The organism is Actinoplanes sp. NPDC049668 (genome assembly GCF_044465445.1).
Lineage (GTDB): Bacteria > Actinomycetota > Actinomycetes > Mycobacteriales > Micromonosporaceae > Actinoplanes.
On the sequence record NZ_JBITLR010000001.1, the window covers coordinates 761,029 to 775,916 of the forward strand.

14 protein-coding genes are annotated in these 14,888 nt (G+C 73.9%); 13 read left to right on the forward strand and 1 reads right to left on the reverse strand.

What is annotated here, in order from left to right; translation table 11 throughout:
* Window positions 1-146 precede the first annotated feature (146 nt).
* The 5 genes from dapD to ACIBSW_RS03515 all read left to right on the forward strand — a co-directional run bounded on the left by dapD (window position 147) and on the right by ACIBSW_RS03515 (window position 6,538).
* Window positions 147-1,094: a 2,3,4,5-tetrahydropyridine-2,6-dicarboxylate N-succinyltransferase gene (gene dapD / locus ACIBSW_RS03495; RefSeq protein ID WP_354722866.1), complete on the forward strand. Its 948-nt coding sequence runs from the start codon at window positions 147-149 to the stop codon at window positions 1,092-1,094.
* Window positions 1,095-1,160: 66 nt separating this feature from the next.
* On the forward strand, window positions 1,161-3,419 hold the full coding sequence (locus ACIBSW_RS03500; protein ID WP_354722868.1) for a hypothetical protein: 2,259 nt from the start codon (window positions 1,161-1,163) through the stop codon (window positions 3,417-3,419).
* 46 nt (window positions 3,420-3,465) lie between these two features.
* Entirely contained in the window at window positions 3,466-4,509 is a 1,044-nt protein-coding gene (locus ACIBSW_RS03505; protein WP_354722956.1) for a MerR family transcriptional regulator, read from the forward strand.
* A 40-nt stretch (window positions 4,510-4,549) separates the two neighbouring features.
* Entirely contained in the window at window positions 4,550-5,611 is a 1,062-nt protein-coding gene (locus ACIBSW_RS03510) for a beta-eliminating lyase-related protein (RefSeq protein ID WP_354722870.1), read from the forward strand.
* Window positions 5,612-5,683: 72 nt separating this feature from the next.
* On the forward strand, window positions 5,684-6,538 hold the full coding sequence (locus tag ACIBSW_RS03515) for an oxidoreductase (RefSeq protein ID WP_354722872.1): 855 nt from the start codon (window positions 5,684-5,686) through the stop codon (window positions 6,536-6,538).
* Window positions 6,539-6,543: 5 nt separating this feature from the next.
* On the opposite strand, the gene ACIBSW_RS03520 is transcribed toward ACIBSW_RS03515, so the two are convergent.
* The gene (locus ACIBSW_RS03520; RefSeq protein ID WP_354722874.1) at window positions 6,544-7,410 is read right to left on the reverse strand and encodes a hypothetical protein; all 867 of its coding nucleotides are present in this window, start codon (window positions 7,408-7,410) and stop codon (window positions 6,544-6,546) included.
* Between the two features lie 118 nt (window positions 7,411-7,528).
* Between ACIBSW_RS03520 and ACIBSW_RS03525 the strand changes: the two genes are divergently transcribed.
* From ACIBSW_RS03525 to ACIBSW_RS03560, 8 genes are all read left to right on the forward strand, one after another.
* Window positions 7,529-8,269, forward strand: coding sequence for a methyltransferase domain-containing protein (locus ACIBSW_RS03525; protein WP_354722876.1), 741 nt, complete (start codon window positions 7,529-7,531; stop codon window positions 8,267-8,269).
* Window positions 8,270-8,373: 104 nt separating this feature from the next.
* Complete coding sequence (gene egtA / locus ACIBSW_RS03530) at window positions 8,374-9,606, forward strand: ergothioneine biosynthesis glutamate--cysteine ligase EgtA (protein ID WP_354722878.1); 1,233 nt, start codon at window positions 8,374-8,376, stop codon at window positions 9,604-9,606.
* Window positions 9,603-10,907, forward strand: a complete 1,305-nt coding sequence (gene egtB / locus ACIBSW_RS03535) for an ergothioneine biosynthesis protein EgtB (protein ID WP_354722880.1) — start codon at window positions 9,603-9,605, stop codon at window positions 10,905-10,907. Before egtA ends, egtB begins: the two co-directional genes overlap by 4 nt.
* Window positions 10,907-11,656, forward strand: a complete 750-nt coding sequence (gene egtC / locus ACIBSW_RS03540; RefSeq protein ID WP_354722882.1) for an ergothioneine biosynthesis protein EgtC — start codon at window positions 10,907-10,909, stop codon at window positions 11,654-11,656. The genes egtB and egtC overlap by 1 nt, the downstream gene beginning before the upstream one ends.
* Window positions 11,653-12,618 carry an L-histidine N(alpha)-methyltransferase gene (gene egtD / locus ACIBSW_RS03545; protein WP_404799205.1) on the forward strand — a complete coding sequence of 322 codons (966 nt, stop codon included), beginning with the start codon at window positions 11,653-11,655 and terminating at the stop codon, window positions 12,616-12,618. The genes egtC and egtD overlap by 4 nt, the downstream gene beginning before the upstream one ends.
* Window positions 12,619-12,775: 157 nt before the next feature.
* Complete coding sequence (locus tag ACIBSW_RS03550) at window positions 12,776-12,961, forward strand: hypothetical protein (protein ID WP_354722884.1); 186 nt, start codon at window positions 12,776-12,778, stop codon at window positions 12,959-12,961.
* A 57-nt stretch (window positions 12,962-13,018) separates the two neighbouring features.
* The gene (locus ACIBSW_RS03555) at window positions 13,019-13,756 is read left to right on the forward strand and encodes a class I SAM-dependent methyltransferase (RefSeq protein ID WP_354722886.1); all 738 of its coding nucleotides are present in this window, start codon (window positions 13,019-13,021) and stop codon (window positions 13,754-13,756) included.
* Window positions 13,757-14,336: 580 nt separating this feature from the next.
* On the forward strand, window positions 14,337-14,831 hold the full coding sequence (locus ACIBSW_RS03560) for a hypothetical protein (RefSeq protein ID WP_354722888.1): 495 nt from the start codon (window positions 14,337-14,339) through the stop codon (window positions 14,829-14,831).
* The last annotated feature ends 57 nt before the right edge of the window (window positions 14,832-14,888 follow it).

Below are 14,888 nucleotides of genomic sequence, written 5' to 3' on the forward strand. Positions count from 1 at the left end.
CGAGGTCCAGGTGTCGTCTGGGTGTGCGCCGGGATTGCCCGGATACCGGTGTTGTATCCGGGTGATCTCGGCGTGCGGCCAGGCGGCAGCTGGGGCCGCCGCAGCCCGGCCCCCTGTGCGAAACAGACCCTAGTAGGGTTCGCGGTGTGAGTACCGCGATCTCGACCTCGCCCGCCTGGGGCATCGGCCTCGCCACCGTCACCGCCGATGGGCAGGTGCTCGACACCTGGTTCCCGGCCGGCTTCCTCGGCCTGGGCGCCGGGCCGGACCAAGCGCCGACGCTGCCCGCCGGCCTCGTCGGGCCGAAGTCGCTGACCGGCCTGTCGACCGTCGAGGTCCGGGTCGAGGTCGGCTCGCTCGCCGACCCGATCAAGGACGCCTCGGACGCGTACCTGCGGCTGCACCTGTTGTCGCACCGGCTGGTGCGGCCGAACGAGCAGAACCTCGACGGCATCTTCGGCATGCTGGCGAACGTCGCCTGGACCTCGGCCGGGCCGTGCCCGCCGGACCGGGTGGACGAGCTGCGCCTCATCGAGCGCGCCGCCGGCCGGCACCTCTCGGTCTTCGGCGTCGACAAGTTCCCGCGGATGACCGACTACGTCACCCCGTCGGGCGTGCGGATCGCCGACGCCGACCGGGTCCGCCTCGGCGCGCACCTGGCCGCCGGCACGACCGTCATGCACGAGGGCTTCTGCAACTTCAACGCCGGCACGCTGGGCACCTCGATGGTCGAGGGCCGCATCGTGCAGGGCGTCGTCGTCGGCGACAGCTCCGACGTCGGCGCGGGATCGTCGATCATGGGAACGCTCTCCGGCGGCGGCAAGGACAAGGTCTCGATCGGCGAGCGCAGCCTCCTCGGCGCGAACGCGGGCATCGGCATCTCGCTCGGCGACGACTGCGTGGTCGAGGCCGGCTGCTACATCACCGCGGGGTCCAAGCTGACGCTGCCGGACGGCCGGGTCGTCAAGGCCCGCGAGCTGTCCGGGGTCAACGGCCTGCTGTTCTGGCGCAACTCGGTGACCGGCGCGCTCGAGGCGCGGCCCCGCAAGGGCACCGGCGTCGAGCTCAACGCCGTCCTGCACCTTAACGACTGAGCCCTTCCGGGGCGGATCCTCCGATTTGGGCGGAGCCGGTAATCGGCGACTGCGATCCTTCGGTGGATGCGCATGGCGATCGTGGCGGCGGCGCTCGCCTCGGCGTTCGTGACCGGTGCGGGCGTACCGGTGTGTGCGCACCCGGCGGGCGGCTGGTCGCGTACCGGTGACGTATTGACCTGGCGGGCGGCCGCGCGCGTGCCGACCGGCGACGCCGCGGTGGAGTTCTTCGCGGGTGGCCGGTCGCTCGGCCGGGCGACCGCGGCGGGCGACCGCCGGACCTTCCGGCTGCGGATCGATGCCGCCCGGCGCCTGGACGACCTGCAGGTACGCGCCGGCGGCCGGCGCCTGGACGCGGCCGCCGCCGCGGCGGGCGGCCGGGCCGCCGCGATCGTCCTGCCCGCACCCCTCCCGCCGAACCCCGCCGACCCCGGTGTACGGGGGCCACACGCGACGGTCACCGGGGAGTACTCCCTGCCCGGCGTGCGGCTGCCGGGGCTGGCGCGGCCGGTCGAGATGCGGGCCGTCGTGGTCGCGCCGAGGGGCGCACCCGGCCGGCGGCCGCTCGCGCTGTTCCTGCACGGGCGGCACTCGACCTGCTACCGCGGCGGCGATCCCGACGCGGTCACGGACTCCTGGCCGTGCGAGCGCGGGCACCGGCCGATCCCGAGCTACCGCGGCTACCTGCAGGCGCAGCGGCTGCTCGCCTCGCAGGGCTACGTGACCGCCTCGGTCTCCGCGAACGGCGTCAACGCACAGGACGGCGACGTCGACGACGGCGGTGCGCAGGCCCGCTCGGCGCTCGTGCGGCTGCACCTGGCCCGCTGGGCCGACTGGGCCGGCGCCGGGCGCGCGGGCGCGCCGGCGATCGTCCGGGCCGCGCCCCGCGCCGCGATGTCCAAGGTCTTCCTGATGGGCCACTCCCGCGGCGGCGAGGGGGTGAGCCGCGCCGCGATGGACACGCTCAACCCGCCGCCCGCCGGGCGGGACGGCTACCACGGCCGGGTCCGCTGGAGGATCCGCGGCCTGCTGCTGATCGGCCCGACCGCGTTCGGGCACAACCCGGTGCCGGACGTGCCGTCCGCGACCATCCTCCCCGGCTGCGACCAGGACGTCGCCGACCTGCAGGGCCAGGCCTACGTCGACGGCACCCGCGGCGTCGGCGTCGGGCGGGCGCTGCACAGCTCGCTGTACGTGATCGGCGCGAACCACAACTTCTTCAACACCGAGTGGACGCCGGGGCAGTCGGCGGCGCCCGCCGAGGACGACGCCGGTGCCGGCGACGACCCGGTCTGCTCGGCCGGGCGGCCGGCCCGGCTCACGGCCCGGCAGGAGCAGAGCGCCGGCGCGACCTACATCGCCGCGGCGGCCCGGCTCGCCGTCGGCGGCGACGACCGGGTGCGGCCGCTGCTCGACGGCTCCGGCGTACGGGCGAGGTCGGCCGACCCGGCCCGGGTGCTCAGCCACGCCCTCGGCGCCGGGCGCACGCCCGCGGCCCTGCCGGCGCCCGGCGTGCACGTCACCGGCGGCCGGATCTGCGCGCAGGTCGGCCGGGACCCGGCCCGCTCCTGCCTGCACGGGTGGACGACCGGCTCGCCGCACTTCGCGACGTACCGCGACATCCGCCCGGAGGCCGGCCGGTACGCCCTCGAGCTGGCCTGGTCGGCGCCGGGCACCCCGGTCACGATGCGGCCGGTCTCCCCCGCCGCCCTGGCCGGCGCCCGGGCGCTCGCCCTGCGGCTGATCGTCCCGCCCAACACGACCGGTACCCGGCTCGGCGTCGCGCTGGTCGACCCGGGCGGCGCCCGCACCGGCCTCGGCGACGTCAGCCTCGACGGCCTGCCGGGCAGCGCGGCGACGGCGGCCGCCTGGGCGCAGGAGGTCCGGGTTCCGCTCGGCGGCTTCCGGGGCCGGGTCGCGGAGATCGAGCTCACCCCGCGTACGGCGGGTGGGCGGGCGGTGCTCCTCGACGCCTGGGGCTGGCGGCCCGGCACACCCGGGGCGAGGGCGGCGCCGCTGACCCGGGTCGACCTCGGCGAGGGCGTACGCGGATGGCGGATCCCGGCCCAGGTGACCGGCCGCGGCCACGGCCGGGTGCGGCTCTTCCTCACCGACGGTGCGGCCGCGGTGCGGTCGTGGATGGCGACCGTGCGCCCCGGCATGCGGGCCGTCGCGGTGCCCGTCGCCGTGCGGGCCGGCCTGCGCCTGAGCCGGGACCGGCGGTACGGCCTGAACGCGCGGGCGGTCCACGGCACGCTGGTCGGCGACGACCAGGGCGAGTTGCTCGTCAAGGGCGACGTCACCCACCATGGCTCCGGCGCTTGACCCTCGAGCAGGTCGAGGCGGCAGGGTTCGGGGTGTGGAGAGCAGGATGCACGGGATCGGGGAGATCGCACGGGCCAGCGGGCTGAGCGTCAGCGCGCTGCGCTTCTACGACGGCGCCGGGGTGCTGGTGCCGGCCGAGGTCGACCCGGTGAACGGCTACCGCCGCTACAGCGACGACCAGGTCCGGGCGGCCCGCCTGGTGGCGGGTCTGCGCCGGGTCGGCATGCCGGTGGCGGAGATCACCCGTGCGGTGTCGGAGCTGACCAACCCTCCCGCGGTGCGCAAGCTGCTCGACGAGCACCTGCACCGGCTGGAGGACGGCCTCGCCGACGCCCGCCGTGAGCTCTCCCGTGTCCATGCCCTGCTGGATTTTCAGGAGACCGCCTTGACCACTGTCACCCTGCCCGCCGCCGCGCTCGCCGCCGCCCTCGACGCGGTCCGCTTCGCCGCCTCCGTCGACCCGGACCTGCCGATCCTCGGCGGCGTGCTGCTCGAGACCGAACCCGCCGCGCTGTGCCTGGTGGCGACCGACCGCTACCGCCTGGCCGTCGCCGAGGCCGCCGCCGGGGTCTCCGGGCCGCCGGCCCGGGTGGTGGCCCCGCTGCCGTTCGTCGACGAGCTGCGCGCGCTGCTCGCCGAGGGCGGGCAGGTGGTGCTCGCGCTGAGCCCGGATCGGATCGGTGCCGACGTCGCCGGGCGCCGCCTGGAGGCACCGCCGCTGGAGGTCGGCTTCCCCGATCACCACCGTCTGGTGGAGCTCGGCGCGGACGGCGTCCGGCGGGTCACCGTCGACCTGCCGGCGCTGCGCGCGGCGGTGGACGCGGTCCCCGCGGTGGCCCGCGAGCACGAGGGCAAGCCTTTCGCCCTCACCATCCTGGCGGTGGATCCCGCCGGTGCGCTGCGGGTGGCGCGGGAGGACGAGTGGGCGGCCGACGAGCAGGCGCACGTCGCGGTCAACCGCGAGTTCCTGTTGCAGGCCTTGGAGGCGGGCGGGCCCGGGCAGCTGGTCCTCGAGCTGGACGGCCCGATCAAGCCGCTGGCGGTGCGCGGCGCCGGCTCCTTCTCGATCCTGATGCCGGTCAAGCGCTGATGGGCCTGACACCGGTGCCCGCAGCGGCGAGACTGGCACGGTGGATGACATCGCCGCCCGTCGGGCCGCCTGCACCGACTCGTTCCTCGGCAACGGGCTGATCCGGCCTCCGGAGCTGCTCGCGAGCATCGACCCGGGCGCCGCGGCGGACATCTACGGCGAGGGCGGCGTGGTCGCCGAGCTCGAACAGCATGTCGCCGCGGTGCTCGGGAAGCCGGCCGCCGTGTTCCTGCCGAGCGGCACGATGGCGCAGGGCGCCACCCTGCGGGTGCACGCGGACCGGCGGACCAGCCGGACGATCCTGTGGCATCCCTACTGCCACCTCGACCGGCACGAGGGGCAGGCGCACTCGCGGCTGCACCAGCTGATCGGACGGCCGCTCGGCGAGATCGAGCAGTTGATCACGCTCGACGATCTGTCCGAGGTTGCCGAGCCGGTCGCGGCGCTGCTGCTCGAGCTGCCGCAGCGCGACCTCGGCGGCGCGTTGCCGGCCTGGGAGGACCTCGTCGCGCAGACCTCCTGGGCCCGCGACCGGGGCGCGGCCGTACACCTCGACGGCGCCCGGCTGTGGGAGGCCAGCGCCGGATACGAGCGGTCGCCCGCCGAGGTCGCCGCGCTCTTCGACACCGTCTACGTCTCGTTCTACAAGGGCATCGGCGCGCTGCCCGGCTGCTGCGTCGCCGGCCCGGAGCAGGACGTCGCCCAGGTGCGGGAGTGGCGCGGCAGGCTCGGCGGCACGTTGTTCGCCATGTGGCCGGCGGCGTCGTCGGCGCTCGGGCTGCTCGACGGCGCGCTCGCCGAGATGCCGGCCCGGCTGCGGCACGCCCGGGCGATCGCGAGCGCCCTGGACGAGGTGGTGGAGGTCCGGGTCGTGCCCGATCCGCCGCAGACGCCGATGATGCACCTGCTGCTCTCGGTGCCGGCCGAGCGCTACCGGGCGAACGCGAGGCGGCTCTCCGAGGAGACCGGGCTGTGGGTGTGGCCGAGCGTTGCCGACACCGGCGACCCGGCGGTGGTGCGGTGCGAGCTGGCGGTCGGCCGCGCGACGCTGCGCCACAAGCCGGAGGCGATCGCCGAGATCCTGGCCGGTCTCTGCGCCTGAGCGGAGGTACTCACACAGAGGGTCGCTCGCGGGAGGGCAGGTATTTGCGGGCGGGGCTCGTAGAGTGAGGCTGTGACTGACGACACCTTTCCGCTCGGTGACCGCTCGGTTCGACGCATCGGCTTCGGCGCGATGCAGCTCGCCGGACCCGGCGCCTTCGGGCCGCCACGTGACCGCGACGCCGCCCTCGAAGTGCTCCGCAAGGCCGTGGAGCTGGGCGTCAACCACATCGACACGGCCCAGTACTACGGGCCGGACTACGTCAACGACCTGATCCGGGACGCGCTGTCGCCGTACCCGGAGGATCTGGTCCTGGTGAGCAAGGTCGGCGCCGCGCGGGACGACGCCGGGCGCTGGCTGCCGGCGATGCGGCCCGAGCAGCTGCGGGCCGGCGTGCACGACAACCTGCGCTCGCTGGGTGTCGACCGGCTCGACGCCGTCAACCTGCGGCTGATGGACGGCGGCGCGGACTTCGACGTCGAGCTGGAGACGATGATCTCCCTGCGCGACGAGGGCCTGATCGCCGGCATCGGTCTGAGCAACGTGACCCGCGAGCAGCTGGTGCACGCGGTGCAGCGCACGGAGATCGTCTGCGTGCAGAACGCGCTGAACCTGATCGAGCGCCAGTCCATGTCGCTGCTGCGCGAGTGCCAGGAGCTCGGCATCGCCTTCGTGCCGTTCTTCCCGCTCGGCTCGGCGTTCGGCGGCGTGAACCGGCTGCTCACCCACCCGGACCTGATGGACACCGCGGACCGCCTCGAGGCGCTGCCGTCACAGGTGGCGCTGGCCTGGCTGCTCGACCTGGCCCCGAACGTGCTGCTCATCCCCGGCACGTCGACGCTGGGCCACCTGGTCGACAACATGACCACCCGCCGGGTCCACCTGGACGACGACGCCCGCAAGGTCCTGGACGCGATCGCGCTCTGATCGGCTCAGGGCCCCGACGAGGCCGGCGTCACCGCCGGCACCGACGAGATCAGGTCCGCCATCACCTGTGCCGCCAGCGTGTGCGGGTCCGGCGGCGCCGGATAGCGGGCCGCGATCTCCTGGTTCAGCACGTCGAGCCGCTGCGGCAGCGCGACCAGGAAGTCGTCCAGGCCGCGCTGCACCGGCCGCTTCAGGAACGGCGCGACCAGCCCGACCAGCGGCCTGAGCCAGCCGACCCCGCGGGCGGCCGCGCTGGTGGTCACGCTCCAGCGGCCCGGCTCGGCGCGGGCCATCCCGAGCTCGGCGACGGCCCGGCCGCGCGGGTGGGTCACCGTCGCGACCAGCTGCGGATCCCCGTTCTCGTACGGCGGGAGCCGGCCGGCGTCGACCTGCACCCGCGCGCTGACCATGCCGCTGAGCAGGCCGTGCGAGCCGAGCCAGTCGGGCACCTGCAGCAGCACGTCGATCGGCCCGGAGGAGAACTCGACCCGGGCCCGGGTGCCGCTGCGGTCGTGGTGGACCGTGAAGCAGGTCCGTTCCCGGTCGTCGGCCTCGAGCGTGATCGCGTAGGTGTGCCAGGTCGTCGCCACCCGCCCGGTGGCGCGTGCCACGGCGACCCGGCCGCGTTCCCACTCGGCCGCGGCGAGGGTGTCGGCGTCCTCCAGCCGGGCGGCGACCAGCGCCTCCTCGGGCGTGGGCTCGGGCACGTCATCCTCGCGGAGCATCAGCCGGTAGGCGGCGCCCGGGTAGGGATGCAGGCCGCCGACCACCCGCAGACCGTCGTGCGGCTTCTCGGTGACGGGGTGCAGCACCACCCCGTCGGTGAATATGAGCGAGCGCCACTGTGCGATCAGCGGCGGTAGCGCGGCCACGAATGGTCTCGCATCGATCGCTGCGACATCCGTTCGACCGCCGAGACGCACCATGTCCGGATCGTAGACCGCGCAGTACCCGCTCGCGCCCAGCGGAACGGTCCGGTTACCGTCAGGCATGCGTTCTCCACCGCGGTACGACCAGCTCGTTGGCGAGGCCGTCGGCGTTCCGGTCATCGGCTGGGAATTCGCCTGGCTGGACGGCCGCGCGGTCGGATCGGACCCGTCCTGGTCCTATCCGGACCTGGCCCGGCCGCTACTGCGCCGCGCCGACGGCCTGCTGGACCTCGACACCGGCGGCGGTGAGCTGCTGGTGGAGCTCGCGCCCCTGCCCACGCACACCGTCGCGGTCGAGGGCTGGGCGCCGAACGTCGCGGTGGCACGCGACCGGCTCGCCCCGTACGGGGTGGCCGTGGTCACCGAGCTGCCCGGCGGCGAGGAGGAGTTCGACGTCGTGCTGAGCCGGCACGGGCGGCTGCCCGCCGACGACATCGCGCGCCTGCTCAAGCACGGTGGCACGCTGCTGAGCCAGCAGGTCGGCAGCGACGATCTCGCCGACCTGAACGCGGAGCTGGGCGCGCCGCCGCCGTACGCGACGCGCTGGACGGCGGACGAGGCGGTCGCGGCCCTGGAGGCCGCGGGGCTGCGGGTGACGGACGTGCGCGAGGAGCGGCCGCCGCTGACGTTCCACGACATCGGCGCCCTGGTTTATCAGCTGCGGGCGGTGCCGTGGCAGGTCCGGGATTTCACTCCGAAGCGGTACGACCGCGCGCTGCGCCGGATCGACGCGACCATCCGGACGCACGGCCACTACACGGTGACCGCGCACCGATTTCTCGTCCAGGCGACACGCGGCTGACCTGGAACGTCAACAAATGATCACAAGATGATTGCCTCGCATCGATGCGGAGGTGATGTTTTGTAGGTAATGTCCGGCGGGAACCGACTACTCGGGGGAGGGCCGTGGCTACCTTCAGTCGTGAAAGATCCCAGGACACCCTGCAACACGTCGCACAGGCCGCCGAACACATCTCCGGCATCTGCTTCAAGACCGGCCCGCCGAGCCGCATCGGCGTCGAACTGGAATGGACCGTCCATCGAGACGGGGCACCGGCGGCCTATGTCGAGGCCGCCGAGCTGCGAACAGCCCTCGGCATTCACGCACCACCCGCACTAGGCAGTACCCACCCCGGTGAACCGTTACCCGGCGGTGGCACGGTGACCGTCGAGCCCGGCGGCCAGGTCGAGATCTCCTCGGCACCGGCCGGCTCCCTCACCGAATTGCACGAAGCCCTCAGCACCGACCAGGCGCGGCTCGCCGCCCTGCTGGCCCGCTCCGGCCTGGTGCTCGGCGAGAGCGGGCTCGATCCGCACCGCCCGCCGCGGCGCATCCTGCACACCCCGCGGTACGCGGCGATGCAGCGGCGGTTCGACGCCACGGGCCGGCACGGCCACACCATGATGTGCAGCACCGCCGGCCTCCAGGTCTGCCTCGACGCCGGCACCGAGGACCGATTACGCGTGCGCTGGGACGCCCTGCACGAGGTGGGGCCGGCCCTGCTGGCCGCGTTCGCCACCTCCGGGCGCCACGCCGGGCGCGACACCGGCTGGGCGTCCGCCCGGATGGCCACCTGGTACGGCATCGACCCGCGCCGCACCCGGCCGGTCGACGATCCGGGCGACCCGGCCACCGGCTGGGTCCGTTACGCGCTCGACGCCCCGCTGCTCTGCGTGCGCCGCGACGCGGGCCGGTGGGACGTGCCGCCCGAGGTCACCTTCGCCGACTGGATCGGCGGGGCGCTGCCCGGCCCGCCGGTGGTCGGCGACCTCGACTACCACCTCAGCACGCTGTTCCCGCCGGTACGCCCGCGCGGCTACCTCGAGGTCCGCTACCTGGACGCGCAGCCGGGCGGTGAGTGGATCGCCCCGGTCGCCGTCCTGGCGGCCCTGGTCGCGGACGACGCGATCACCGACGCGGCCCGCGCGGCCGCCGCGCCGACGGCCGGGCGCTGGGTGCCCGCCGCCCGGCACGGCCTGGCCGACCCGGCCGTCCGGGCCTGCGCGACCGAGCTACTGGATCTCGCCTGCCGCCACCTGGACCGCACTGGCCTGCCGCCGGCCGTCCGTGACGTGGTGACCGGCATCGTCGAACGGCGCCTGCGCGGCGCCGGCACCAGGAAGGACCCGCACCGATGACCCAGGATCTGCGTCTCGCCGTCGCCGCCGAACTGGAGCGTGCCCGCGAGCGAACGGCCCTGCTGACCGATGCCGTCGACGACTCCGACCTCGTCCGGCAGCACTCGCCGCTGATGTCACCCCTGGTCTGGGACCTCGCGCACGTCGCCAACCAGGAGGAGCTCTGGCTGGTCCGGGACGTCGGCGGCCGGGAGCCGGTGCGCCGCGACATCGACGAGCTGTACGACGCCTTCAAGCACCCGCGCGGCGACCGCCCGGCGCTGCCGCTGCTGAGCCCGGCCGAGGCCCGCGCCTATGTGGACCAGGTCCGGGACAAGGCCCTCGACGTGCTCGACCGGGTCCGCCTCGACGGGCGGCCGCTGGTCGCGGACGGCTTCGCGTTCGGCATGATCGTCCAGCACGAGCAGCAGCACGACGAGACCATGCTCGCCACGCATCAGCTGCGCGGCGGCGCGCCCGTGCTCGACGCCGAACCGCCGCCGGCCGCCCGGGTTCCGGTCTCCGGCGAGGTGCTGATACCCGGCGGCCCGTTCACCATGGGCACCGACACCGAGGCGTGGGCGCTGGACAACGAGCGGCCGGCGCACGCCGTCGACGTGCCCGCGTTCCACCTCGACGCGGCGCCGGTGACCAACGCCCGCTACGCCGAGTTCATCGCCGCCGGCGGGTACGACGACGAACGCTGGTGGAGCGAGCGCGGCTGGGCGCACCGGCAGGCCGCCGGGCTGACCGCGCCGATGCACTGGCGGCGCGACGGCGACGGCTGGGCGTACACGAGGTTCGGGCGCACGGAGCGGATCGTCGCCGACGAGCCGGTGGTGCACGTCTGTTACTTCGAGGCGGAGGCGTTCGCGGCGTGGGCCGGTCGCCGGCTGCCCACCGAGGCCGAGTGGGAGAAGGCCGCCCGCTTCGACCCGGCGACCGGCCGGTCCCGGCGCTATCCGTGGGGCGACGACCCACCGGAGCCGCGGCACGCCAACCTCGGGCAGCGCCACCTGAACCCGGCGCCGGTCGGTGCCTACCCGGACGGCGCCTCGCCGCTGGGCGTGCACCAGCTCCTCGGCGACGTCTGGGAGTGGACCAGCTCGGGCTTCGGCGGCTACCCGGGCTTCGCCGTGTTCCCGTACGCGGAGTACTCGCAGGTGTTCTTCGGCGGCGACTACAAGGTGCTGCGCGGCGGGTCGTTCGGCACCGACCCGGCGGCCTGCCGCGGCACGTTCCGCAACTGGGACCACCCGGTCCGGCGGCAGATCTTCAGCGGGTTCCGTTGCGCCCGGGACGCCGGTCCCGACGCCGCCTGATGTGCCGCCACCTGGCCTATCTCGGGATACCCGTACCGCTGTCGGAGCCGCTGTTCGAGGCGCCGCACGCCCTCGTCCGGCAGTCCTGGGCGCCGCGTGACATGCGCGGCGGCGGCACCATCAACGCCGACGGCTTCGGCGTGGGCTGGTACCCGGCGGGCGGCGGCGCGCCGGTGCGCTACCGCAGCGCGGCGCCGATGTGGTCCGACGCCGCGCTGCCGGCGCTGGCCGCGCACACCAGCGCGGGCTGCCTGCTCGCCGCGGTGCGCTCGGCGACGGTCGGCATGCCGGTGGTGGAGACCGCGGCGGCGCCGTTCGCCGAGGGCGCCTGGCTGTTCAGCCACAACGGCGTCGTCGCCGGGTGGCCCGACTCGCTCGCCGCGCTGGCCGGGCGGCTGCCGGTGCGCGACCTGATCACCCTCGACGCGCCGACCGACGCCGCGCTGCTCTGGGCGCTGACCCGGCACCGGCTCCGGGCCGGGGCGACACCCGCCGAGGCCGTCGCCGCGACCGTGGCGGAGGTCTCGGCCGCCGCGCCCGGCTCGCGGCTCAACCTGCTGCTCACCGACGGCCGGCAGATCGCCGCCAGCGCCGCCGGGCACGCCCTGTCCGTACGGGCGGACGCCGCGTCCGTGCTGGTCAGCTCCGAACCCATCGATCCCGGACCGGCCTGGCGAGCCGTGCCGGACGGCCATCTGCTCGTTGCCACGCCATCCACGCTGGACATCACCGCACTAGGGAGATCATGACCGAGCTGGAGATCCATCTCGACGACCGATACCTCGACCGGATGCTGCGCACCGACGTGGCCACCGGCCTGACCGCGACGCCCAAGTGGCTGCCGCCGAAGTGGTTCTACGACGCCCGGGGCAGCGAACTGTTCGAGGACATCACCCGGCTGCCCGAGTACTACCCGACCCGGACCGAGCGGGCGATCCTCGCCGCCCGGGCCGCCGAGATCGCCCGAATAACCGACGCGAAGGCGCTGGTCGAGCTCGGCTCCGGCTCGTCGGAGAAGACCTGCCTGCTGCTCGACGCGCTGCTCGAGCACGGCACGCTCGGCGCCTTCACCCCGCTCGACGTCTCGTCCGCCGCGCTCGGCGACGCCGTCGACCGGCTCACCGCGCGCTACCCCGGCCTGTCCGTACGCGGGGTCGTCGGCGACCTGACCCGCCACCTGGCGCACATCCCGGACGGCGACAGCCGGATGGTCGCGTTCCTCGGCGGGACCATCGGCAACCTCGCGCCGGCCGAGCGCGCCGAGTTCCTGGGCGGGCTGCGTGCCGTCCTCGGCGCCGGCGAGTGGCTGCTGCTCGGCACCGACCTGGTCAAGGACCCGGCGGTCGTGGTGCCGGCGTACGACGACGCGGCCGGGGTCACCGCCGAGTTCAACAAGAACGTGCTGCGGGTGGTGAACCGCCGGCTGGGTGCGGACTTCGAACCGGACGCGTTCGCGCACGTCGCGCTCTGGGACGCCGAGCAGGAGTGGATCGAGATGCGACTGAGGGCCACCTCGGCGCAGCGGGTCCGGATCCGCGACCTGGACCTGACCGTGGACTTCGCCGCCGGGGAGGAGCTGCGCACCGAGATCTCGGCGAAGTTCCGCCGCGCCGGGCTGGAGGCGGAGCTGGCCGCGGCGGGCTTCGCGCTGCGGCACTTCTGGACCGATCCCGCCGGGCTGTTCGCGGTGTCCCTGGTCCAGGCGGACTGACCCGCCGGTCGCCGGGCCGGATTCGGGAGATCGGATCCGGCCCGGCCGCCGCGCGGCCGCGAACGAGCGGGCGGGCGGCAAGATGTGCCGAAAGAGGCTACAAGTTTTTGCTTCTTTCGCCGATGACGGCCGGCGCGGCGGTCACGAAACTGGACAGATGCGCCGTGAACGACCGGACCCATGGTACGACCCGCCGCGCCGGCACCGGATCCGCGGACGGGACAAGGCGGAGTTCATCATCGCCGCGCTGCTGCTCGTCGGCCTGCTCGGCCTCCTGGCGATCGGCGTGGCACGGGACACCCCGCGCGCTCCCGGCTCGACGCCCAGCCTCTCGCCGCCCTGACCAGCCCGGCGGGATCGACGTGGTGCCGCATGGCGGCAGCGTAGCTAGGGTGCAGAGATGACGCGAGTGTTCGGCGAGGTCGCCGCGGTCTACGACGAGGCGCGCCAGGGCTACCCGGACGAGGCGCTCGCCGCCGTCACGGCCTTCCACGGCGGCCGCCCCGCCTCGGTCGCCGACGTCGGCGCCGGCACGGGCAAGGCGACCGAGCTGCTGCTCAGGCTCGGCGTTCCGGTGACGGCCGTCGAGCCGGACGCGCGGATGGCCGCGGTGCTGACGAAGAAGTTCCCGCAGGTCGAGGTCGCGAACGCGGCCTTCGAGGAGTGGACGCCACCGCCGGGCGGCGTCGGCCTGCTCGCCTGCGCGACGGCCTGGCACTGGATGGACGAGCAGACCCGCGAGCGGCGCGCCCGGGCGGCCCTGCTGCCGCGCGGCACGCTGGCGATCTTCCACAACAGCCACGGGTACGCCGTAGCGCGCCAGCAGGGCACCGTCGACGCCATCCTGCAGGCGATCGACCCGACCCCCTCGATCGACGACCGTCCGGTGGACTGGGCCCGCGTGGGCATCGAGAACAGCGGCCTGTTCGGGGACGTCGAGGTGCACCAGTGGCATCGCTTCCCGGTGCTGTCGAAGGAGCGGTACCTGCGGCTGCTCTCGACGTTCTCGAACTTCCGCAACCACTCGGCGCGGGACCAGCGGACGGCGGTGACCAACCTGAGCGCGGCGATCGACGGCTGGGGCGGCGTCGTGGAGATGGACATCCTCACCGTCCTGGTGCTGGCCCGCGCGGCCTGAGCCGCGCGCCGGCCGTCGGTTATCGTTGACCGCGGCCCCGCCCGTCCGGTGCACACCCCCGGACCGCGCGCCTCCCAGGCTTGACAGAACCGTCGGCCGATTGCCTCTTTCAGGTGACGACATCGTCGTTCAGCCGACCCCGTTAGGGACATGGCAAAGAAAAACGCGTGTCGCGGGGAAATAAAATGGGTCCTAGAAACCCCACGAAAGCCTTATGAGAACTGCCGTCGGCCAGGTCTGATCCGTTTACCCGACTTGAGATCGTGGGGCGACGCCGCTAGGGCGGCATTTCGCCAGGCAGACGCCATCGGGCAGGCATACCTGCAGGCTGACGGGCCATATTGGACGCTCGATCCCGTAAGCCGAACGGATTAGCCCGGTCGGCGCGAACGCACTGTATTGCGGTATCGGAGAGGCAAACGGAAGCACTATCGCGGGGTCGCGGCGAATCAGCCATCTTTGTCCCAGCGCCGGATCCGCCGCACCGGCTCGGCGCCACATCGAAATCTACGTACGCCAGGCGTCGGCTTTCTCGCGATATTGCGGAGGTCGCACGCTGGGCCGTTTCAGGAGGACCACCATGGGCAAGACCACCAAGCGCACCGCCACCGTCGCGACCGCCGTCGTCCTCACGGTGGGTGCCGGAACCGCGGCCTTCGCATATGCCAGTGGATGGTTCCAGGGTGGCGGCACGGCGAGCGCCGCGTCGTCCACCATCCAGAACGTGACCACGACGGTCACGGTTCCGAACGACGCCGCACACCGCCTGTTCCCCGGCAAGACGGTCTCCGTGACCGGCAACATCACGAACCCCAACGACTACAAGGTTCGGATCAACAGCGTCGCCGTCACGGGCGTCACCTCGGTCAAGAACAACGTCAACAACCCGGACTGCGTCACCTCAACGGCGGACCTCTCCGCAGTCCTTACTCCCGCACCGCTGGACATCGCCGCCGCGACCACGCTGCCGAACAACACGTTCGGCACGCTCTCCATGGGCAACAACGCGGTGCCCCAGTGCGCGGGCAGCCAGATCACGGTGACCCTGACCTTCGACGGCGAACTCGTTCCCTGATGCAACGCGGCGGGGTGGGCCGGTCGGCTCCACCCCGCCGCCACCTCGCGGGCCGGA